The organism is Sphingobacterium sp. UBA7253, from assembly GCF_002472745.1.
GTDB lineage: Bacteria > Bacteroidota > Bacteroidia > Sphingobacteriales > Sphingobacteriaceae > Sphingobacterium > Sphingobacterium siyangense.
Map to the genome: position 1 here is coordinate 1 of NZ_DKSP01000240.1, position 16,419 is coordinate 16,419.

The following is a 16,419-nucleotide window of genomic DNA, read 5'->3' on the forward strand; positions in this document are numbered from 1 at the left end:
TCCACCTCAAAATTATAGGGCTTACCATTGATTACGATCTGTAGTGTAGGTTCATTTTTTGGATCACTATTGGCCAATTTAACCTGAAGTGTACACTGACCATTTTTTATACTATTGTTTAACACATAGTATAAATTCAAAAAATGTGTTCTCAGACCAGAAGTTCCTCCAGTCCCGCCCCATTCATTGGCCGGACCGGGCAATACATAGGGTAAATCCCTTGTTAAAGAAGATTGACCTATGATAAACGCATTGTCTTCATAACCAAAATCATGTTCCAAAAATTTCTTATATCCATTCGGGGACAAGGCAAATTCGCTGCTTGAACCGTCTGAATTTCCCAATTGCCATATTGTGTGCTCCTGGCCAACAACAGACTGAGCACACATGAACAACAGACCGGCGGCAAAAGAAAGTGAGAAACGTAATTTCATAAGTATCAGATTTTATAATTTTTAATTACATCAGTTGCTTTCCTCATAAAATGCACGAAACAATTCACAAAATACATCACATTGTACATACATTAATAATCTACAAAAACGTTTAAAAGCAAAACTTTAAGCACAATATTACTACAAAAAAAACAAATATCAAATGAATAAAATTAAAATGTATATACATACTGAAAGAAAAAAAATGAACTGAATCTAATTGACACAAGCTGGGAAAATGAAAGGTTTTGATTCTTGGATAGGAAAGTTAGGTCAATTTGTAGTTTGCGCCATATCGATCCTGTTTCCTAGTTTTCGGGGAAAAATTGTCTTTACTTAGAAAAGTGTTTCTACAGATTATTTATGATAAAAAAGCTTAATAGAAGGGTGCACATGGCAATAATTTACCTAGAGTTCATTATTCTAGGATTAAAACTTTGTCAAAACTCAAGCAAAGCAATAATTACTATTGGCTATTTGGATCTAATAAGTTATATTTATACAATTATTTGCTTTGAGACCTTAAAGATAAGAGTATTATCTTTTGTATTATCATCATAAACAATATTCTACACATTTGTGTAGAAACTTATTTCATTGCTGGATAGAGATTTAATATTTTAAACAAGTTCAACTATTAACGTTGACGATGATTACAAAGTAAGGATAGGAACGTAAAAAAGCCTATTACTAGCGTATAAATTGAGATTATGCCCTTATTTTTGTAACTTGCACGCCAGGACAACATCGATTTTACGTGGTATTCAAAAGCGATTGCGGATCATCTTTGTAATTTACACTATGAAAATTAAGATTGAAGATTTTTTCAAGCCGGTACAAGTTAAAGACGACTTTAGCAAAGATGATTATGAGATTGTCGAAGCCTTTATAAATTTTGCCAAATCCTTAAGCAGGTTAACCTACCAGAGTATATATTTAATTGACTATTCAAAGAAAAGCTTTTTATTTGTTTCTGATAACCCAATCTTTTTGTGTGGAAGCACTCCTGCGGAAGTCATGCGGGAAGGCTATTACCACTATGTGAATAATGTCCCTGAGAGCGATTTACATTTACTAAAAAAGATCAACGACGTTGGTTTTGACTTTTTTGGAGATTTGGATGCCGAAGATCGCTTAAAATTCTCGATATCTTACGATTTTCATTTAAAACAACCTGGAAATAAACCACTATTAGTAAACCATAAACTAAAACCTCTGCTCCTGGATAAATTTTCTAACCCCTGGATCGCGCTCTGCTTGGTTTCTATATCTTCACATGCAAACTCGGGAAACATTAGATTTAAATCTGATGAGGATGGGAAACAGTTTGAATATGATTTGGATAAAGATATTTGGGTAGAAACTCCTCGCATTAAATTGAAACCCCGTGAAAAGGATATTCTTCTTTTTTCCGCACAGGGTCTTACTATGGATCAAATAGCAGATCGACTTTATGTATCAATTGATACAGTAAAATTTCATAAAAAACAAATATTTTCAAAACTGAAAGTTAAAAGCATTACAGAAGCTACAGCATTAGCAATTGAACTATCTCTTTTCTAATGTTATTCACTATTTTTTGCACATAACAGCATTAGTTTAGACATCTCAACAAATTTTTGAATATCGACCTGGTTTCCCATACTAAATTGGGAATATTTATTTTTCTCAATAAAAGTGTCCAGCCATTCTGATTTAATATAGATCGGTAATGTCTCAGAATAGAGGTAGATAATTGGATCACCAAGTTCAAAAGATTCTATTTCTAATTTTCGAAGCGTATTTACCACCTTTCGATCACATTCCGCAATGACTAGTCCGCTACCAAGGCTATAAGGGCCATAAAATGCGTCAAAAAGCATCTTTTTCAGAATATTGATCCGATTACCTATTATCTTTCCAGAAATTACGAAACGCCCAATGTGCCAAAAATTCTTTACATGCGGAATTAACAAACTTTCTGTCTCGATATCAAATAATTTCTGAATCGGCAAACTCGTTTCCTTATCCCAAAATGTAATTCTAATGGATGCCTGAATACAGTCATCAAGCTTACTTCGAAGCACATAATAAATGGAACGATCAAAAAAAATCTGATCCTCTCCTATCAATGACTCAAAGTCAAACGCATATTCCTCTTCGGAATAACTATCCAGTTTGTAATGCTGCTGAGTCGTTACTAAATAAAAATGAATAAGTTCAGGAAGTTCGTTTTTATTAAGCTTGGTAAAATAATAATTTTCAGGCGTCCAGTTCATGCAAATGTTATTCGATATGCAATTATAAAAATAAAGACTTTTCGTTTAAATTCCCACATAGACAAATTTACTACACAAAAGTGTAATGGAACGAATGTTTTTTTCAATTATATTAAGTTCAACTAATCATTGATAAATAATAGGAATCTGGAAAGAATTTTACAGGTTTAGATGTCGCTAAATTAAATACGATATGACTAACCATTCCCGATAATAAATACAGACCTAATGATAACTGCGGAGGAGAAGACTTCAGCGCTATTTTACCATATTCTACCAAAAATTCCTCAAACCATTTCGTTTCTATTCCCTTTGTTTTTAAACTTTCTACAATAAATTTACCGACATTTAATTCAAATGTCTTGTGAGCCTTTTCCAGTGAATGTAAATTAAGACCTTCAGGTGGAAGAACTGTTAAAAATCCTGCCCAGCCCAAATTATAAGGATGTACTACCGGTATATTTCTTTTCGCCATATACTGGTCAAAAACAAAAGGAATATCAGAAGAAAAATCCAACGCATTAATGGCAACCTTATGGTTAATATCGATATTATATAGATTATCTTTGTTAATAAATTCAGAAAACACGGTTATTTTGGCTTGCGGGTTAATTGAATTTAAACGTTCCTGCAAAGCAAATACTTTCTTAATACCAATATCCTTGCTTGTGTAATTTTGTCTGTTTAGATTTGTCAATTCGACAACATCTCCATCGGCAATTGTCAAATTTTCGAAACCCATACGCAATAAGCACTCTGCAATGTAACTACCTATTCCACACCCTCCTATCAGCACAGGAAAGTCTTTGATACGTTGTTGATCCTCTTCTTTAATATGTATGTTATTTCGAATATACCTCAAATCCATATATAATCTTTCAATAATTTTGTATCACATAAAGATAGAATTATAATTTATATTATTATTAAAGAAATTGCTAAGTAAATTTTATAGTTACGTAGCAGCAATTAGCAATGATCATGCTTAATTTAGCCAACTATCCTTTGTTTCTATTTTCATTCAAAATGAATACCTTTAATAAAATCAACGTGTAAAAATGTATAATACAAGAATATATCGCATGTCATTTGCTGGTGTATACCCGCTTTATATACAAAAGGCCGAAAGAAAAGGACGCACAAAAGAAGAGGTCGACGAAATCATTTTCTGGCTTACCGGCTATAACCCCATATCGTTACAGCAAACGATTGACGATAAAATTGACTTTGAACATTTCTTTAAAGAAGCACCTTGCTTAAACCCGAATGTTTCAAAGATCTCTGGTGTAATCTGTGGCTATCGCATTGAGGATATTGAAGATCAGCTGGTTCAGAAGGTTCGTTATCTCGATAAATTAATTGATGAACTGGCCAAAGGTAGATCCATGGAAAAAATTTTGAGAAAGTAAGCCCTGCTACGATTTGTAAATAGCGCGTACTTACTATTCCAATGCATAGATGGCACCATCAGCCGAACTAAAATAAAGCCGATTTTCATCAATCCAAATTGTTGAAAAGATACTTCCCATCTGCAGGTAGTCTGCAAATAGTCTTGTAATATCATCCTCATATTTTTGTTGCAGATCAGCGCGGAGCACATTTTCATCATTTATAAACAACGGCCTGTTCTTTTTACTCGACTCCGTTTGAAAAACAGGCACAACTTCTCCGTTTTTTATATCCAATCTATAAATTACACCATCCAGCGTTCCAAAAAAAGCCTCATTACCTATGATAGTGGCACTGCTAAATGTGTTTAAGGGCACTTTAGGTTCAACTATTTTCACACCGTCCATTCTATTTAAAACAAGTATACTATAGGAATCCGACATGGTTACGACAAGCTTATCGTCAAAAATACTAGGAACACTCGTCCAGCTCCCTGGTTGATGATATACCCAAAAACCACTTCCATTCTCGATATTAAGCGCATATACATTAAAGTCACGAGCACCAAAATAGACTGTACTGTCGGCGACTGCTGCATGGAACTGAATCTCGCCTTTTGGAAAATAACGTTCGCCAAGCGTTTTAAACTTCCAATGAAGGGTACCATCTTTTTTCAAACAATAAAAATAACCATCAAAACTACCAATGAAAAAACGCTGTTGTGTCAACGTTGGGGCTGCATGCACAATACCTCCAGTCAGGAATTTCCAAACAAGTTTTCCCGATTTAGCATCTACGGCATAAACATGATGATCTCCAGACCCAAAATAAACTACATCATCTGCAACCGCAGGAGATGAGAGGAAATAGTCCCATACATCATAACTCTTTTCACCATCGGTTGAAAACTGCCATAATTTTCGACCTGTTTGGACATCCAGGGCATACAAGTAGCCATCAGTGCTTAAAAAATACACTGTTCCGCCATCAATGGCAACAGTCGACCGAATTTCACCGGTAGTTTTATACTTCCAAAGTATATTACCGCTCGTTTTATTCAATGCGTAAAGATTACTGTCGCAAGACCCGACAAAAACGATATCCTTCCAAACGACGGGCGAAGAAAACAACCTTCCCTTTGTTTTGAATTTCCATTTCAACGCGGGATTTAACCTAATGTTGGATTGTGCTGTATAATTTTGGCGATCTAGGCCTTTAGCCAGCTGCTGCGCCCGTAATTGACAAAAACATCCCACTGCAATAAATAGGATAATAATTTGGCGCCAATCATATTTTAGTCCAAACATCGATTTACTTTTATTCAGGTTATATTATTGATAGATAAGGTATTTTTCCCTAGTCTTTCTATAATTACTTAGGCCCGGCTCCCAGCTTTTTCGGATTTCTTCTTCCGAAACACCGGCTTCAATTTGCTTGCGAAATAAACCCACGCCCACCAGCTTTTCGATACTGCCAATCTGTTTCGAAAATGATTGATCAAAAAACTTGTCTTTTTCCGGAGAATTCCGATACAGCGCTATCATCCAGGATAGGTTTATTTTTTTGCTATCTACTAGCTGCTGCAGATCATATTTACGCAGGTCTATTCCATAACATTCTTCATTCATAAAAAGTGGCGATTCACTCATCCCTTTTTTACTGACGGGAACAAATGAAAAGTCATATATACCCTTATAGATTGGACTACCGATCACAACAAAGGGATAATCGGTGCCTCTACCATGATTCACTTTCACACCTTCAAAGAGGCAGATACTTGGATATAAGAGTATGCTTTGTTCCGTATTTAAATTGGGCGAAGGATTGACTGGTAACTTATAAAGCATACTATGATCATAATCTGCTACAGGAATAATCTTCAATTTACACTTCTTTTTAGTACTCATCCAACCTTCTCCATTGATCATCTGGGCAAATTCAGCTGTAGTCATCCCATGTGCAATAGGAACAGGGAATTGCCCAATACCCGACTTATATTCTTCCTCCAAAATAGGACCGTCAATTAGATAGGCATTGGGATTGGGCCGGTCTAAGATCAAGAGCTCCTTATCATTTTCTGCGCAAGCTTCCATAATATCCCGAAGGGTATTAATGTTGGTATAAAATCTCACCCCCATATCCTGCACATCATAAATAAACAGATCGATATCTTTTAGATCCTTCGCTGTTGGCTTTTTCTTATTCCCGTATAAAGAGACAATAGGAATTTTGGTTGTCGGATCGATTTCGTCCCCCACTTCAGTTCCATTACTTGCATTGCCTCGAAATCCGTGCTCAGGTCCAAAAATTCTCACAATCTGAACCCCGCGCGCGAGTAGACTATCAACAAGGTGTCTCCCTTTAATAACCGTAGATGGATTTCCCAATATTGCAATACGTTTATTCATTAAATAAGGAAGATAACGCTCGGTTTGTTCTGCTCCAGTTTGTATACGATCATTACAATAATTCAACGAGATCTGTGCAGTTACATTTCTGAACAGGAATAGAGTCAAGATAGAAATGAGCACTAGTTTCATATTCATTTGGTTTATAATATTAAAATATAGCCCCTGAGCATCAGGCTATTTATCTGATTGCAAAAACTAAACTAAGGATAAAGCTTTATTTTAGCAAATCATTTGTTAAAATTGATAAACAAGTTTTATCCAGCTACCTTTGGAATATTATTGGGAGCATGATTTGCACATGAAACAATAGATGACATTCATAAGCTGTGGCATACTAAATTTTATAATAATAATTGATAATGGAAAAGCAGGTAAATGCGGGTGAATTTGTAGATCGTTTTATGACAGGTAGTTTGGAGCATCTTCGCTACCAGCAATCGCCGATCAAGATATTCCAGCTCAGTGAAATCGCTCCTTATATTAAATTCCCTACCCCACCTATTTTCTTGGGCTATAACCTGCTTGTTCATATCACTGAGGGTTATTTTAAACATCAAATTGGAGCTAAGGAATATGTCGTAACAGCTCCAGCAATTCTTATCAGCAATTACGGCAATATCTCAACAATAAAGTCGGTCGATAAATCTGCGAAAGGCCATTGCGTTTTAATAAACGACAATGCAATGACTTCCATATTCCGGGAACAGGAGATTTTGAATATCTTTAATATCTCACCCTTACTGAACTTAACGGCGCGAGACAGCAGCGATCTTCAAGAGCTTTTCAGATTACTTTATGATGAATTGCTTTCGGAATTACCTTATAAAGAACTATTTGAAAATTTATTAAAATCTGCAATTCTAAAAATTATCAAGCTATCTTCATCCAACCTAGCGCTCAATCGGAGACAGGAAATTGCTATGATGTTCAAACAGCTGGTGCACAAAAACTTCAAAAAGCAAAAAAATATTTCATTCTACGCGGATAAACTCGCGGTATCTACAAACTACCTTAATCGGTGCGTATTTTCTGTATTCAAAAAATCGTCGAAGGAACTCATTCTTGAAGTGCTGATTATGCACAGTCAATTTCTATTGTTTGAATCCACTAAAAGCATTGCAGATATCTGTTATGAATTGGATTTTTCTGATCCCTCTTATTTCTCGCGGCTTTTCAAAAAAATAGTTGGCGTTTCTCCTACTTCTTATCGAAACAGAGCAACTTAGGTTTTCAATATGCACGATTTGTCCTATCTTTTATACTGAAGTACACAAGAGAATCAAATTGATTGGAGTTATTTTTGTGTAAGTGATTGAAGCAAAAGAGAATTTTTGGTCAACCGGCAGTTCTTCTTCATGTTTCAATTTACATTGTTCCATCATTTAATTACATATTTAAAGATGCTTAAGGTTTCAGAACACAACAATATAACCCAAGATTTCGATTTGTTTATTGCGGATTTTAAAACTAGGCTATCAAGCTTATTTAATAAAGAGTATGATTATAACTCGCTCAGTTTAACGCGTGGGCTACCGCCTGAGTTTTTAGCTGAGATCATGAAAATGCAACCCTTGTCGGTTGCTATCCCAGAACACCACGGTGGCCGGGGACTTCATGTAAAAGAATGTTTGGGTGTACTGGCAGCTGCTTCTTATGAATCACTATCTTTATCGCTAATCTTCGGGATTAATATTGCGCTATTTTTGGAACCTTTTGCCAAATACGGCAACACCTTACTTCAAGAGCGGGTATTCCATCAATTTTTGGAAAACCAGGCAATGGGAGGATTAATGATTACCGAACAGGCTTACGGCAGTGACGCACTCAATATGCGAACATCTTACGAACAAAAGGACGATAAGTACTATATAAAAGGTGAAAAACACTGGCAAGGTCTTACTGGAGCTGCAGACTTTTGGCTCGTGACAGCACGCAAGAAAAATGAAAATGGAGAACTGGTGCGGGATATAGATTTCTTTGTCACAGAAAATGCCGTCGAAGAACAAAAGATTGTTGTTACAAAGAAATACAATAGCCTTGGGCTCTATGCGATTCCTTATGGTGTGAACAACATCGACATTAATGTACCCGCGGATCACAAACTAAACCCGGAAAGTACAGGAATTAAATTGATGTTAGATACCCTCCACCGCAGCAGATTACAGTTCCCAGGAATGGGGATGGGTTTTATAAAGCGGATGTTGGATGAGGCCATGACACATTGTTCCGAACGCCGTGTAGCAGGTATTAGTTTAAATGAATTAGACTCTGTTAAATTTCAGTTGTCGCGCATACAGGCTGCATTTACCTTGTGTTCTGCAATGTGTTCATACAGTGTCTCGATCAGCTCTATCCATAATGACCTTTCAGCCTATGGTGTAGATGCCAATAGTGTGAAAGCATTTGTGACAGACTTAATGCATGAAGCCGCGCAAATATGTGTGCAATTATCCGGTGCTAATGGCTACAGGTTAGACCATGTTGCCGGTCGTGGCCTCATAGACAGTAGACCTTTTCAAATCTTTGAGGGGTCAAATGAAATGCTTTATTCTCAAGTTGCTGAAGCGATCGGTAAACTTATGCGCAAAACCAAAGAAAGCAACTTATTGTCTTTCCTAAAAAAATATAGCTCAACTGAATTTGCAGCACCGTTTTTCTCATCAATCTTAAATTTTGACTTTCCGCTACAGCCGAAACAACGTGAACTGGTTACCCTTGGAAAGATAATCGCCCGCGTCATTTGTTTTCAGTATGTTTTACAAATTAACAATGCCGGGTTCAATGATAAGATGACAGAAATAACACGTCAACACGTGAGCATGGATATTTATATGTTGGTAGGCCAATTATCAAATAACAATAATGCCGAACCACTTATGAACTATGACGATAACACGGATTGGATGAAGTTCACTTCTTAATAAGGAGTGACTACAGAATCAATCTAGTCAGTAAGTTTCAATAAAAGCAAGATGCCACTTCATAGGAAGTGGCATCTTGCTTTATATTGCTGAAATATCCCATTCCCACACACTATGATAGTGCCCTATCGACTCGGTATAGGCAATAAATTCTCGGTAAAACGGATGTGAACCTATTGTAGCACTATCTCCAATAACAACCAATTTCTTCTTAGCCCTAGTCATTGCCACATTCATCCGGCGAACATCAGACAAAAAACCAATCTGCTGTTCAGCGTTACTTCTGGTCAAACTGATATAAATAACATCCTTCTCCTGTCCTTGAAAACTGTCTATTGTCTGTATTTTAATCAAGTCGTTAAAAGGTCGTAGCGCTTCTTCCCCATCCAATATCTCCTTCAATAAAGTGGCCTGCTTTCGATAAGGTGCAATCACCCCGATGCTCAGGCTTTCATTTAGGCTCAAGGAAGCTTTCCAAGCCCCAATATGGTCGTTCAGATGGGCTTTAATAAAATGAGCTTCTCCAATATTGAAGATTGCGCCGTCACTTTCCGTTTCTTCAAACCCCGCTCCCGCTGTATCGATAAATAAGACCGGTTCGGTATCCACTGCTAAGCTCCACTGTGCCACTGTACTATCTGCTCTCAACAAACCATTATACAAGGCTGCGGACGGGTATTCCATAATTTGTTCATTCATGCGATACTGCACATCTAACAAAGAAACTAATTGCGGATTATGGTCCACCAATTTTTCGAATAATGTATGGCTCAGGCCATGGTGAGATACCCTACTAGATTTTACTGTTGGAGGTAATTGATTGTGATCACCGGCCAAAACAAGCCGATGTGCCTTTAATATCGGTATCCAGCAAGCAGGCTCCAATGCTTGTGCGGCCTCATCAATAATGACTGTTTCATAGCTACGATTGCGAATAACCTCATGATTCGATCCAACCAAAGTTGCAGTGATTACCTGCGATTTATCCAAAACATCTGCACTGATAAAATCTTGAATCTTATCGACATCTTTTCTGATTCGATGGGCCTCATCAAACAATGCTTTTCTTTGCTCCCGCTCAGCCTTCCCAAAATTACGTTTATATTTTTGAGCCATCTCTGTATACGTCCGCACTTGTTTTTGAAGTGTTTTAATATCCTTATTTGCGGGATGTCGATCAATCTTTGCATCGAGTGTCAACTCTTGAAGATGTTCCGAAACCTTAACAGGGTTTCCTATTCTTGTTACTGCAATTCCAGCAGCGTCTAAACGTTCGGTTAACAGATCAACGGCCGTATTGCTCGGCGCAACAACCAATACTTGCTTGTTGTATTGTTTTAGCAATGCGCTCACGGCCTGAACCAATGTTGTTGTTTTCCCTGTCCCCGGCGGCCCATGCAAAAGAGCCACAGTACTTGCTTCCAATAGCTGTTGGATGGCTTTATTTTGCCCTGTATTTAAGTTGGGATGCTCAAAGAATTTTCCAATAGATTCAGTTGGAATCACCTCTTCACCGATTAATCTTCTCACAAAACCACCTTGCTTTGCATCACGGCTCAATTCCTTTCCTTTCTCCAATGCATTGAACATCTGCCGATAGGAATACTCATCAAATAACAAATCAACACCAAGCTTTCCTCTTCTGCTCCATTCTGGAAGTTCATCGACACGAAATGAAATTCGCATCCCATCCCTATTGATCGAAGATATGATGCCCTCTATTCGATCTCGGTCGGGATCGTGATTTGAGAACAGACAAACTGGCATACCAAAGCGAAACTTATGTTCGACCTCATAATGATTTGTTCGATTTAAATTAACGGACAAATAGTCTCCTCTTCCGAGCTCCGTATCTGTTATCTGAATCGGAAACCAGGTGACACCTTGCATTCTTCGTTCATTCAAACTACTTTTCAACAACAAGTTTTCATGTTGTAATCGATCAAATTGCTGCTCTTCTTGTAATAAAGTAATAAGCTCGTCGAAATAATTCATCGTGTAATATACATATTGCTCAAGCACAAAATAACTGTTTTTTTACGTATTTGGACCATTTGGTTTTTAATTCATCCCATCTTTTGTCAAATTTTATAAAGCAAATTGATATGCTTCAAAAGAAGCAATGGATCTGGCCGTAAATTCGTATTTTTTTACTATAATTGGGAAAGAGAGCGTTTTCCAATCAAAACATCCATAAATCAACAATTAGATGAGCGAAATATTCTTACACGACAGCGAGCAGCAATGGACAGACCTGGGCGAAGGCGTTATGCGAAAAATACTCGTTTTTAATGATGAACTCATGCTCATGAAAGTTCGTTTTAAAAAAGGGGCCATCGGTACACTTCATCAACACCCCCACACACAGATTTCTTATGTGAGTGCGGGAAAATTCCGATACCATATTGATGGTGTCGAAAGGATCCTAACTGCAGGCGACTCTTGTATCATTTATTCACAATTGATTCATGGATGTGAATGTCTTGAAGAAGGAGAACTGATCGATTCGTTCACGCCTTATCGCGAAGACTTTGTTCAGTCTACCTAAAAAATGTATTAATAAGGTCTTGAAAAAATAATAATCATTTTGCTCTAACGTTAATGCAATAACATTCAAAAATATGATCTCACTTCTTTCTCCTCATATTCGCGCAACATTTGCTGGTGTATGCCTGAGCATTGGTTTACTCGGTCTTTCCCCATCTCTACAAGCGCAAGAAAAGCCTCTTTTAATAGAGAAGATAAATCCGCAACTGTATCTTTACACGACCTTTAATACATTTGAAGGGACCAAATATGCTGCTAATGCGGTATACCTAATTACAAAAAAAGGCGTTATCCTTTTTGATACACCATGGGATTCCACACAATATCAACCCTTATTGGACAGTATCAAACAGAAACATAATTTACCCGTCATTGCTGTTTACGCGACACACTGGCACGAAGACCGGGCAGGTGGCTTTGCTTATTACAACCGCATTGGAATTCCAACCTATGCAACAAAAATGACGAACGAACTGCTAAAAACAAATCACAAAGCCCAGGCCACTCATCTTGTTTCCACCAATAAAACCTACAGCGTCGGCGGACAATCTTTTGTTTTGAACTTTTTTGGTGCCGGACACTCCATGGACAATGTTGTTGTCTGGTTTCCCAAATATAAGATCCTAGACGGTGGTTGTTTTATAAAAAGCTCCGAAGCCCAAGATCTAGGATTTACGGCAGATGGGGATATAAAATCCTGGAAGCCATCCCTAGCGAGGTTATTGGCAAAATATCCCGAAATTAATATGGTTATTCCTGGGCACGATGCCTGGAAAGATAAAGGTCAGATAAAGCGAACCGAAGCGCTGCTTACAGGAGGACACTAATACATTGTTCATATCCTCCAGTACGCCTGTAAACTCTCTTGTTTTTCAATAGGATAAAAATATCTTTAAGGAACCAAATAGATAAAACCATTGATTATAATGCATTTAGATCGTCAAAAAAAAGCAACTAGATAACAGATCTACAAAAAACAGTAGAAAAATAAAAAAGAGGCTTAGTTTATCCAAAAAAGTACTATCTTAGCGACACCAAATAAAGCAGGGGCATTAGCTCATTTGGCTAGAGCGCTTCGCTGGCAGTGAAGAGGTGATCAGTTCGAATCTGATATGCTCCACAAAAAAAGGGTACTTAAGTACCCTTTTTTTATTTTTAATCGACCAATTTTGACAGCAAATTCTTATTTATAAGAGTTTACAGATTTAGAAATTTTCCAGGTTCCGTTTTCTTTAACAAGTGTGATCAGATCTGTTTTAGCAAAACCATCAAATTGCATCGTAACTTTCGCTATTGCATAATCAGGTAATTCTTCAACGATCTGTGTTGTTGTTCTGCAGTTCATCTTGATTCCTTTTTGTTTTTTCAAAAATTCAATCATCTCATGACGGCTATGTTTCAAATCTTGTTTACCGCAAATTTTCTGGTCAAAATCAGCTGTAAAAAGCTTGTCCAAATTAGCTACCTGACCTTCGGTCATTGCTCCAACGTATTCATCGATGGCTAAATCAGCAGTAATTAAATTGCGTTCTTCTGGTTTAACTGAAGCCATTGAGCAAGTAGAGATTGCAATCATTGCCGCTGCTACAAATGTTTTTACTAAAGTTTTCATATCTTTTTCAATTTTATAATGTATTAGTATATTTTCTTATTTTATTGTCGCTTACTATATAAATTTGTTGCGTACTTTTTTTATTTATTTTCTGATTCAAAGTTAAGACAACTCATATATTGATTTCATTACATTTAGATTAACATTACATTAAAATCGGTAAATGATATTTTTTTCTAGGCGAATGAAATTTCCAATCAATTCTCTTTATAGCCAAAACGTGACAGAATGAATAAATTATTGGTTTGAATATTGTTATTCTATCTATTTCCTGCTAGATTGCATTCTTTCATGACACACTACGATAGCGCATATATTTTTTATATTAAATGTTCTATTTTGATGGTTCTACTTGTACTTGCCGATACTGCATATGCACAACGTCCCGTCAATGAAATAGAAACTACCAAACATCTCGCTGATACAAGTAAACAACGGGACCTGATTGATATTGGAAAAGAAATATTACATATCAAGCCACCCCAAACAGTCGATAGTACAGGAAAGAAAATCTATTTTTCCTTTTTACCCTTTTCAACAAATGTTCCTGGAGGCGGACATGCTTTAATTACAAGTACAACCGCAGGCTTTTATTTAGGAGATCGTTCCGATACCTATATGTCCAAAATGACATTTACGCCCTACACAAATTTTGGAAAACGATTTGGCCTGCCAATCCGTTCTTACATCTGGTTAAAAGAGAATACATGGGTGATTGATGGGGATATCCGTCTACTAAAATATCCGCACGAAACTTGGGGAATTGGCAAAGAGCATCATGGTGATCAGCAGATTAATTTAGATTACACCTACTTTCGTTTATACCAACATGCATTAAAAAGAATTCATGGAGGCCTTTTTATGGGCATTGGTTATGACCTGGATTATAGAATGAATATTAAGTCTACGAGCAATACCAAGCTCGAAGACTACACTTCCTACCCTTATGGAACAGATTTAAAAGACAATACCATGTCTTCAGGAGTCAGCTTCAATTTAATTTACGATACGCGCGCCAATTCGATCAATACCTGGTCGGGTAACTATGCCAATTTACAGTTCCGTGTAAATCCGACATTTTTAGGAAGCGATCAGAACTGGAAATCGCTATTTCTCGAAGTTAGACGATACCATAGGCTTACCCAAGACAGAAATCGCCAAAATATGATTGCCATAAGGAGTTTCTTCTGGACGGTATTTAATAGTAAAGCGCCCTATCTTGATCTTCCGAATTTAGGATGGGATCCATACAATAGTTCGGGAAGAGGCTTTCCAGTCAGCCGCTTTCGTGGCAAATCACTTTACTATTTAGAAACGGAATATCGTCGTGATATCACCCAAAATGGCTTATTTGGATTTGTTGCATTTATGAACTTTACCACATTAAACGGACCAAAGAATTCCATGTTCGAAGACTGGAACGTCGGCACTGGTGCTGGTGCACGAATTAAATTTAACAAAAACTCGGGCACCAACATTGGAATCGACTATGGTATCAGTAAGAATCACCGCGGCGTTAGGCTCACCTTGGGTGAGGTCTTCTAATTTCTAACTTAAATGATAGCTCTGGTTTTTAAACTCCATTGACGCATAGTACTGATATTTCCTATTGTCCAAGGGATAATCCCAACAGCCCATACGATGGTAGATTTCACCACCAAATCCTGTTTTGAAACGATAAAGGCCATATAAAGGGTGTGAAGGATCTGCCTGTGGCGATACTCCAAAGAAATCATATTCCGTACAGCCTTTTTCTTTCGCAAGCTGCATCGCACGCCATTGCAAAGCGTATGTCGCCATATAATTACGATTTTCGGAAGCAGAAGCTCCATATAGATAAGTCCCCCGATTTGCCGCAATTACCAAAAACATAGCGGCCAAAGGCTGGTTATCCACTTCGGCTACTAAAAGATATACATCTGCGGGAGATAATGTATCACTTGCCCTTGCAGAAAGAACGATCTTAAAATAGCTTATATCATGTAAAAAAAAGTTGTTTCGAAGAGCTGTCTGCCGATAAAGCTCATACCAAACCGCCAAACTTTCAAGCCCCAGCGAACGCACACGTACTCCTTTTCGCTCTGCTAAATTGATATTATATCTCGTCTTAGATTTCATATTTCCAAGCAACATATCCTCACCCTTTCTAAGATCCATAAAAATAGTATTGGAAGGCAGTATATCTGTATTGGCTTTATGAAAGTTCCAGTTTTCTGTATTAAAATTAAAGCGCATTTCCTGAATACGTTTCTCCGGTACCCCTAGCCAGTTACCATGAAGATCATAACAATCATCCTCTTTAGCCCAATGTGATTCCCAAGATAGATCATAGCGTATCATTATACAATTTGGTGGCAGATGGGAACGTAAGCTCTCCGATAACTGTTCTAAAAAATAGCCCTGGTTTTCATCTGAAGGTTCAATCTCAGGCCCATAAGGTACATAGGCAATGCTATGTTCCTGATCTATGGCTTGTATGATAATTAATAGATCGCCGATAAAATAGGTATCGTCTTCGACCCCAACATACAGATCGGATTGTTTGGATTTAAAATTAAATGCCTTGGATTGTATACCTTGCATTTTTTTTACTGCAGACCAATAAGCAGTTTGTTGAATAATACCTGTTTTATAAAGCCCACTGATTTCTTTGTCACTAATGTCTGCTATCATGATATTTTACTATTTAATAGGGTTGTTTTTATAAGATATGCTCAAAATAACCACAATTTTAACACCCAAAAACGGCAAACATAGCCAAAATGTTTGGTTAAGCACACATGCATTTGTCACTTTGTTGTTAATTTCAAGAAATAGAGAAAAACAGGCATTTAAAGTAGCTTTTTT

The 16,419-nt window shown here is 37.1% G+C and carries 15 protein-coding genes and 1 tRNA gene; 8 read left to right on the plus strand and 8 right to left on the minus strand.

Annotated features, from left to right (window positions below):
* Positions 1 to 434 (minus strand): polysaccharide lyase family protein (locus B2X72_RS24895; RefSeq protein ID WP_286851959.1); only part of this gene is annotated, 434 nt, incomplete at its 3' end.
* 801 nt (positions 435 to 1,235) lie between these two features.
* Here B2X72_RS24895 and B2X72_RS24900 point away from each other — a divergent pair.
* Positions 1,236 to 1,997: a response regulator transcription factor gene (locus tag B2X72_RS24900; protein WP_075991814.1), complete on the plus strand. Its 762-nt coding sequence runs from the start codon at positions 1,236 to 1,238 to the stop codon at positions 1,995 to 1,997.
* A gap of 2 nt (positions 1,998 to 1,999) precedes the next feature.
* Here the strand turns inward: B2X72_RS24900 and B2X72_RS24905 are convergent, their stop codons facing one another.
* Positions 2,000 to 2,692, minus strand: a complete 693-nt coding sequence (locus B2X72_RS24905; protein WP_075991813.1) for a hypothetical protein — start codon at positions 2,690 to 2,692, stop codon at positions 2,000 to 2,002.
* Between the two features lie 118 nt (positions 2,693 to 2,810).
* Entirely contained in the window at positions 2,811 to 3,560 is a 750-nt protein-coding gene (locus tag B2X72_RS24910) for a ThiF family adenylyltransferase (protein ID WP_075991812.1), read from the minus strand.
* A 190-nt stretch (positions 3,561 to 3,750) separates the two neighbouring features.
* Here B2X72_RS24910 and B2X72_RS24915 point away from each other — a divergent pair, with 190 nt between their 5' ends.
* Positions 3,751 to 4,101 carry a DUF2200 domain-containing protein gene (locus B2X72_RS24915; RefSeq protein ID WP_286851962.1) on the plus strand — a complete coding sequence of 117 codons (351 nt, stop codon included), beginning with the start codon at positions 3,751 to 3,753 and terminating at the stop codon, positions 4,099 to 4,101.
* Between the two features lie 33 nt (positions 4,102 to 4,134).
* Here B2X72_RS24915 and B2X72_RS24920 read toward each other — a convergent pair whose 3' ends face one another.
* Both B2X72_RS24920 and B2X72_RS24925 read right to left on the minus strand, forming a co-directional pair.
* Positions 4,135 to 5,388 (minus strand): PQQ-binding-like beta-propeller repeat protein, encoded by a 1,254-nt coding sequence (locus tag B2X72_RS24920; RefSeq protein ID WP_286851964.1) that lies wholly within the window; start codon positions 5,386 to 5,388, stop codon positions 4,135 to 4,137.
* Between the two features lie 24 nt (positions 5,389 to 5,412).
* Positions 5,413 to 6,621, minus strand: coding sequence for an exo-beta-N-acetylmuramidase NamZ family protein (locus tag B2X72_RS24925; RefSeq protein ID WP_145331303.1), 1,209 nt, complete (start codon positions 6,619 to 6,621; stop codon positions 5,413 to 5,415).
* Between the two features lie 230 nt (positions 6,622 to 6,851).
* Here B2X72_RS24925 and B2X72_RS24930 point away from each other — a divergent pair, with 230 nt between their 5' ends.
* Together B2X72_RS24930 and B2X72_RS24935 are read left to right on the plus strand one after the other, a co-directional pair.
* Positions 6,852 to 7,718 (plus strand): helix-turn-helix domain-containing protein, encoded by an 867-nt coding sequence (locus tag B2X72_RS24930; RefSeq protein ID WP_172840662.1) that lies wholly within the window; start codon positions 6,852 to 6,854, stop codon positions 7,716 to 7,718.
* A 174-nt stretch (positions 7,719 to 7,892) separates the two neighbouring features.
* Complete coding sequence (locus B2X72_RS24935; RefSeq protein WP_120334849.1) at positions 7,893 to 9,413, plus strand: acyl-CoA dehydrogenase family protein; 1,521 nt, start codon at positions 7,893 to 7,895, stop codon at positions 9,411 to 9,413.
* Positions 9,414 to 9,494: 81 nt separating this feature from the next.
* Here the strand turns inward: B2X72_RS24935 and B2X72_RS24940 are convergent, their stop codons facing one another.
* Entirely contained in the window at positions 9,495 to 11,435 is a 1,941-nt protein-coding gene (locus B2X72_RS24940) for an IGHMBP2 family helicase (protein WP_286851966.1), read from the minus strand.
* 187 nt (positions 11,436 to 11,622) lie between these two features.
* Here B2X72_RS24940 and B2X72_RS24945 point away from each other — a divergent pair, with 187 nt between their 5' ends.
* The 3 genes from B2X72_RS24945 (at position 11,623) to B2X72_RS24955 (ending at position 13,080) form a co-directional block, all read left to right on the plus strand.
* Positions 11,623 to 11,961 (plus strand): cupin domain-containing protein, encoded by a 339-nt coding sequence (locus B2X72_RS24945; RefSeq protein WP_286851968.1) that lies wholly within the window; start codon positions 11,623 to 11,625, stop codon positions 11,959 to 11,961.
* Positions 11,962 to 12,034: 73 nt separating this feature from the next.
* Positions 12,035 to 12,787: a BlaB/IND/MUS family subclass B1 metallo-beta-lactamase gene (gene bla / locus B2X72_RS24950; protein WP_088160893.1), complete on the plus strand. Its 753-nt coding sequence runs from the start codon at positions 12,035 to 12,037 to the stop codon at positions 12,785 to 12,787.
* 219 nt (positions 12,788 to 13,006) lie between these two features.
* Positions 13,007 to 13,080, plus strand: a tRNA-Ala gene (locus B2X72_RS24955).
* A 63-nt stretch (positions 13,081 to 13,143) separates the two neighbouring features.
* Here B2X72_RS24955 and B2X72_RS24960 read toward each other — a convergent pair.
* Positions 13,144 to 13,572, minus strand: a complete 429-nt coding sequence (locus B2X72_RS24960) for a nuclear transport factor 2 family protein (RefSeq protein WP_083663549.1) — start codon at positions 13,570 to 13,572, stop codon at positions 13,144 to 13,146.
* Positions 13,573 to 13,914: 342 nt separating this feature from the next.
* Here B2X72_RS24960 and B2X72_RS24965 point away from each other — a divergent pair, with 342 nt between their 5' ends.
* Entirely contained in the window at positions 13,915 to 15,117 is a 1,203-nt protein-coding gene (locus tag B2X72_RS24965) for a hypothetical protein (protein WP_232475793.1), read from the plus strand.
* Between the two features lie 3 nt (positions 15,118 to 15,120).
* On the opposite strand, the gene B2X72_RS24970 is transcribed toward B2X72_RS24965, so the two are convergent.
* On the minus strand, positions 15,121 to 16,245 hold the full coding sequence (locus B2X72_RS24970; RefSeq protein WP_286851970.1) for a lipid II:glycine glycyltransferase FemX: 1,125 nt from the start codon (positions 16,243 to 16,245) through the stop codon (positions 15,121 to 15,123).
* Positions 16,246 to 16,419: the final 174 nt, after the last annotated feature.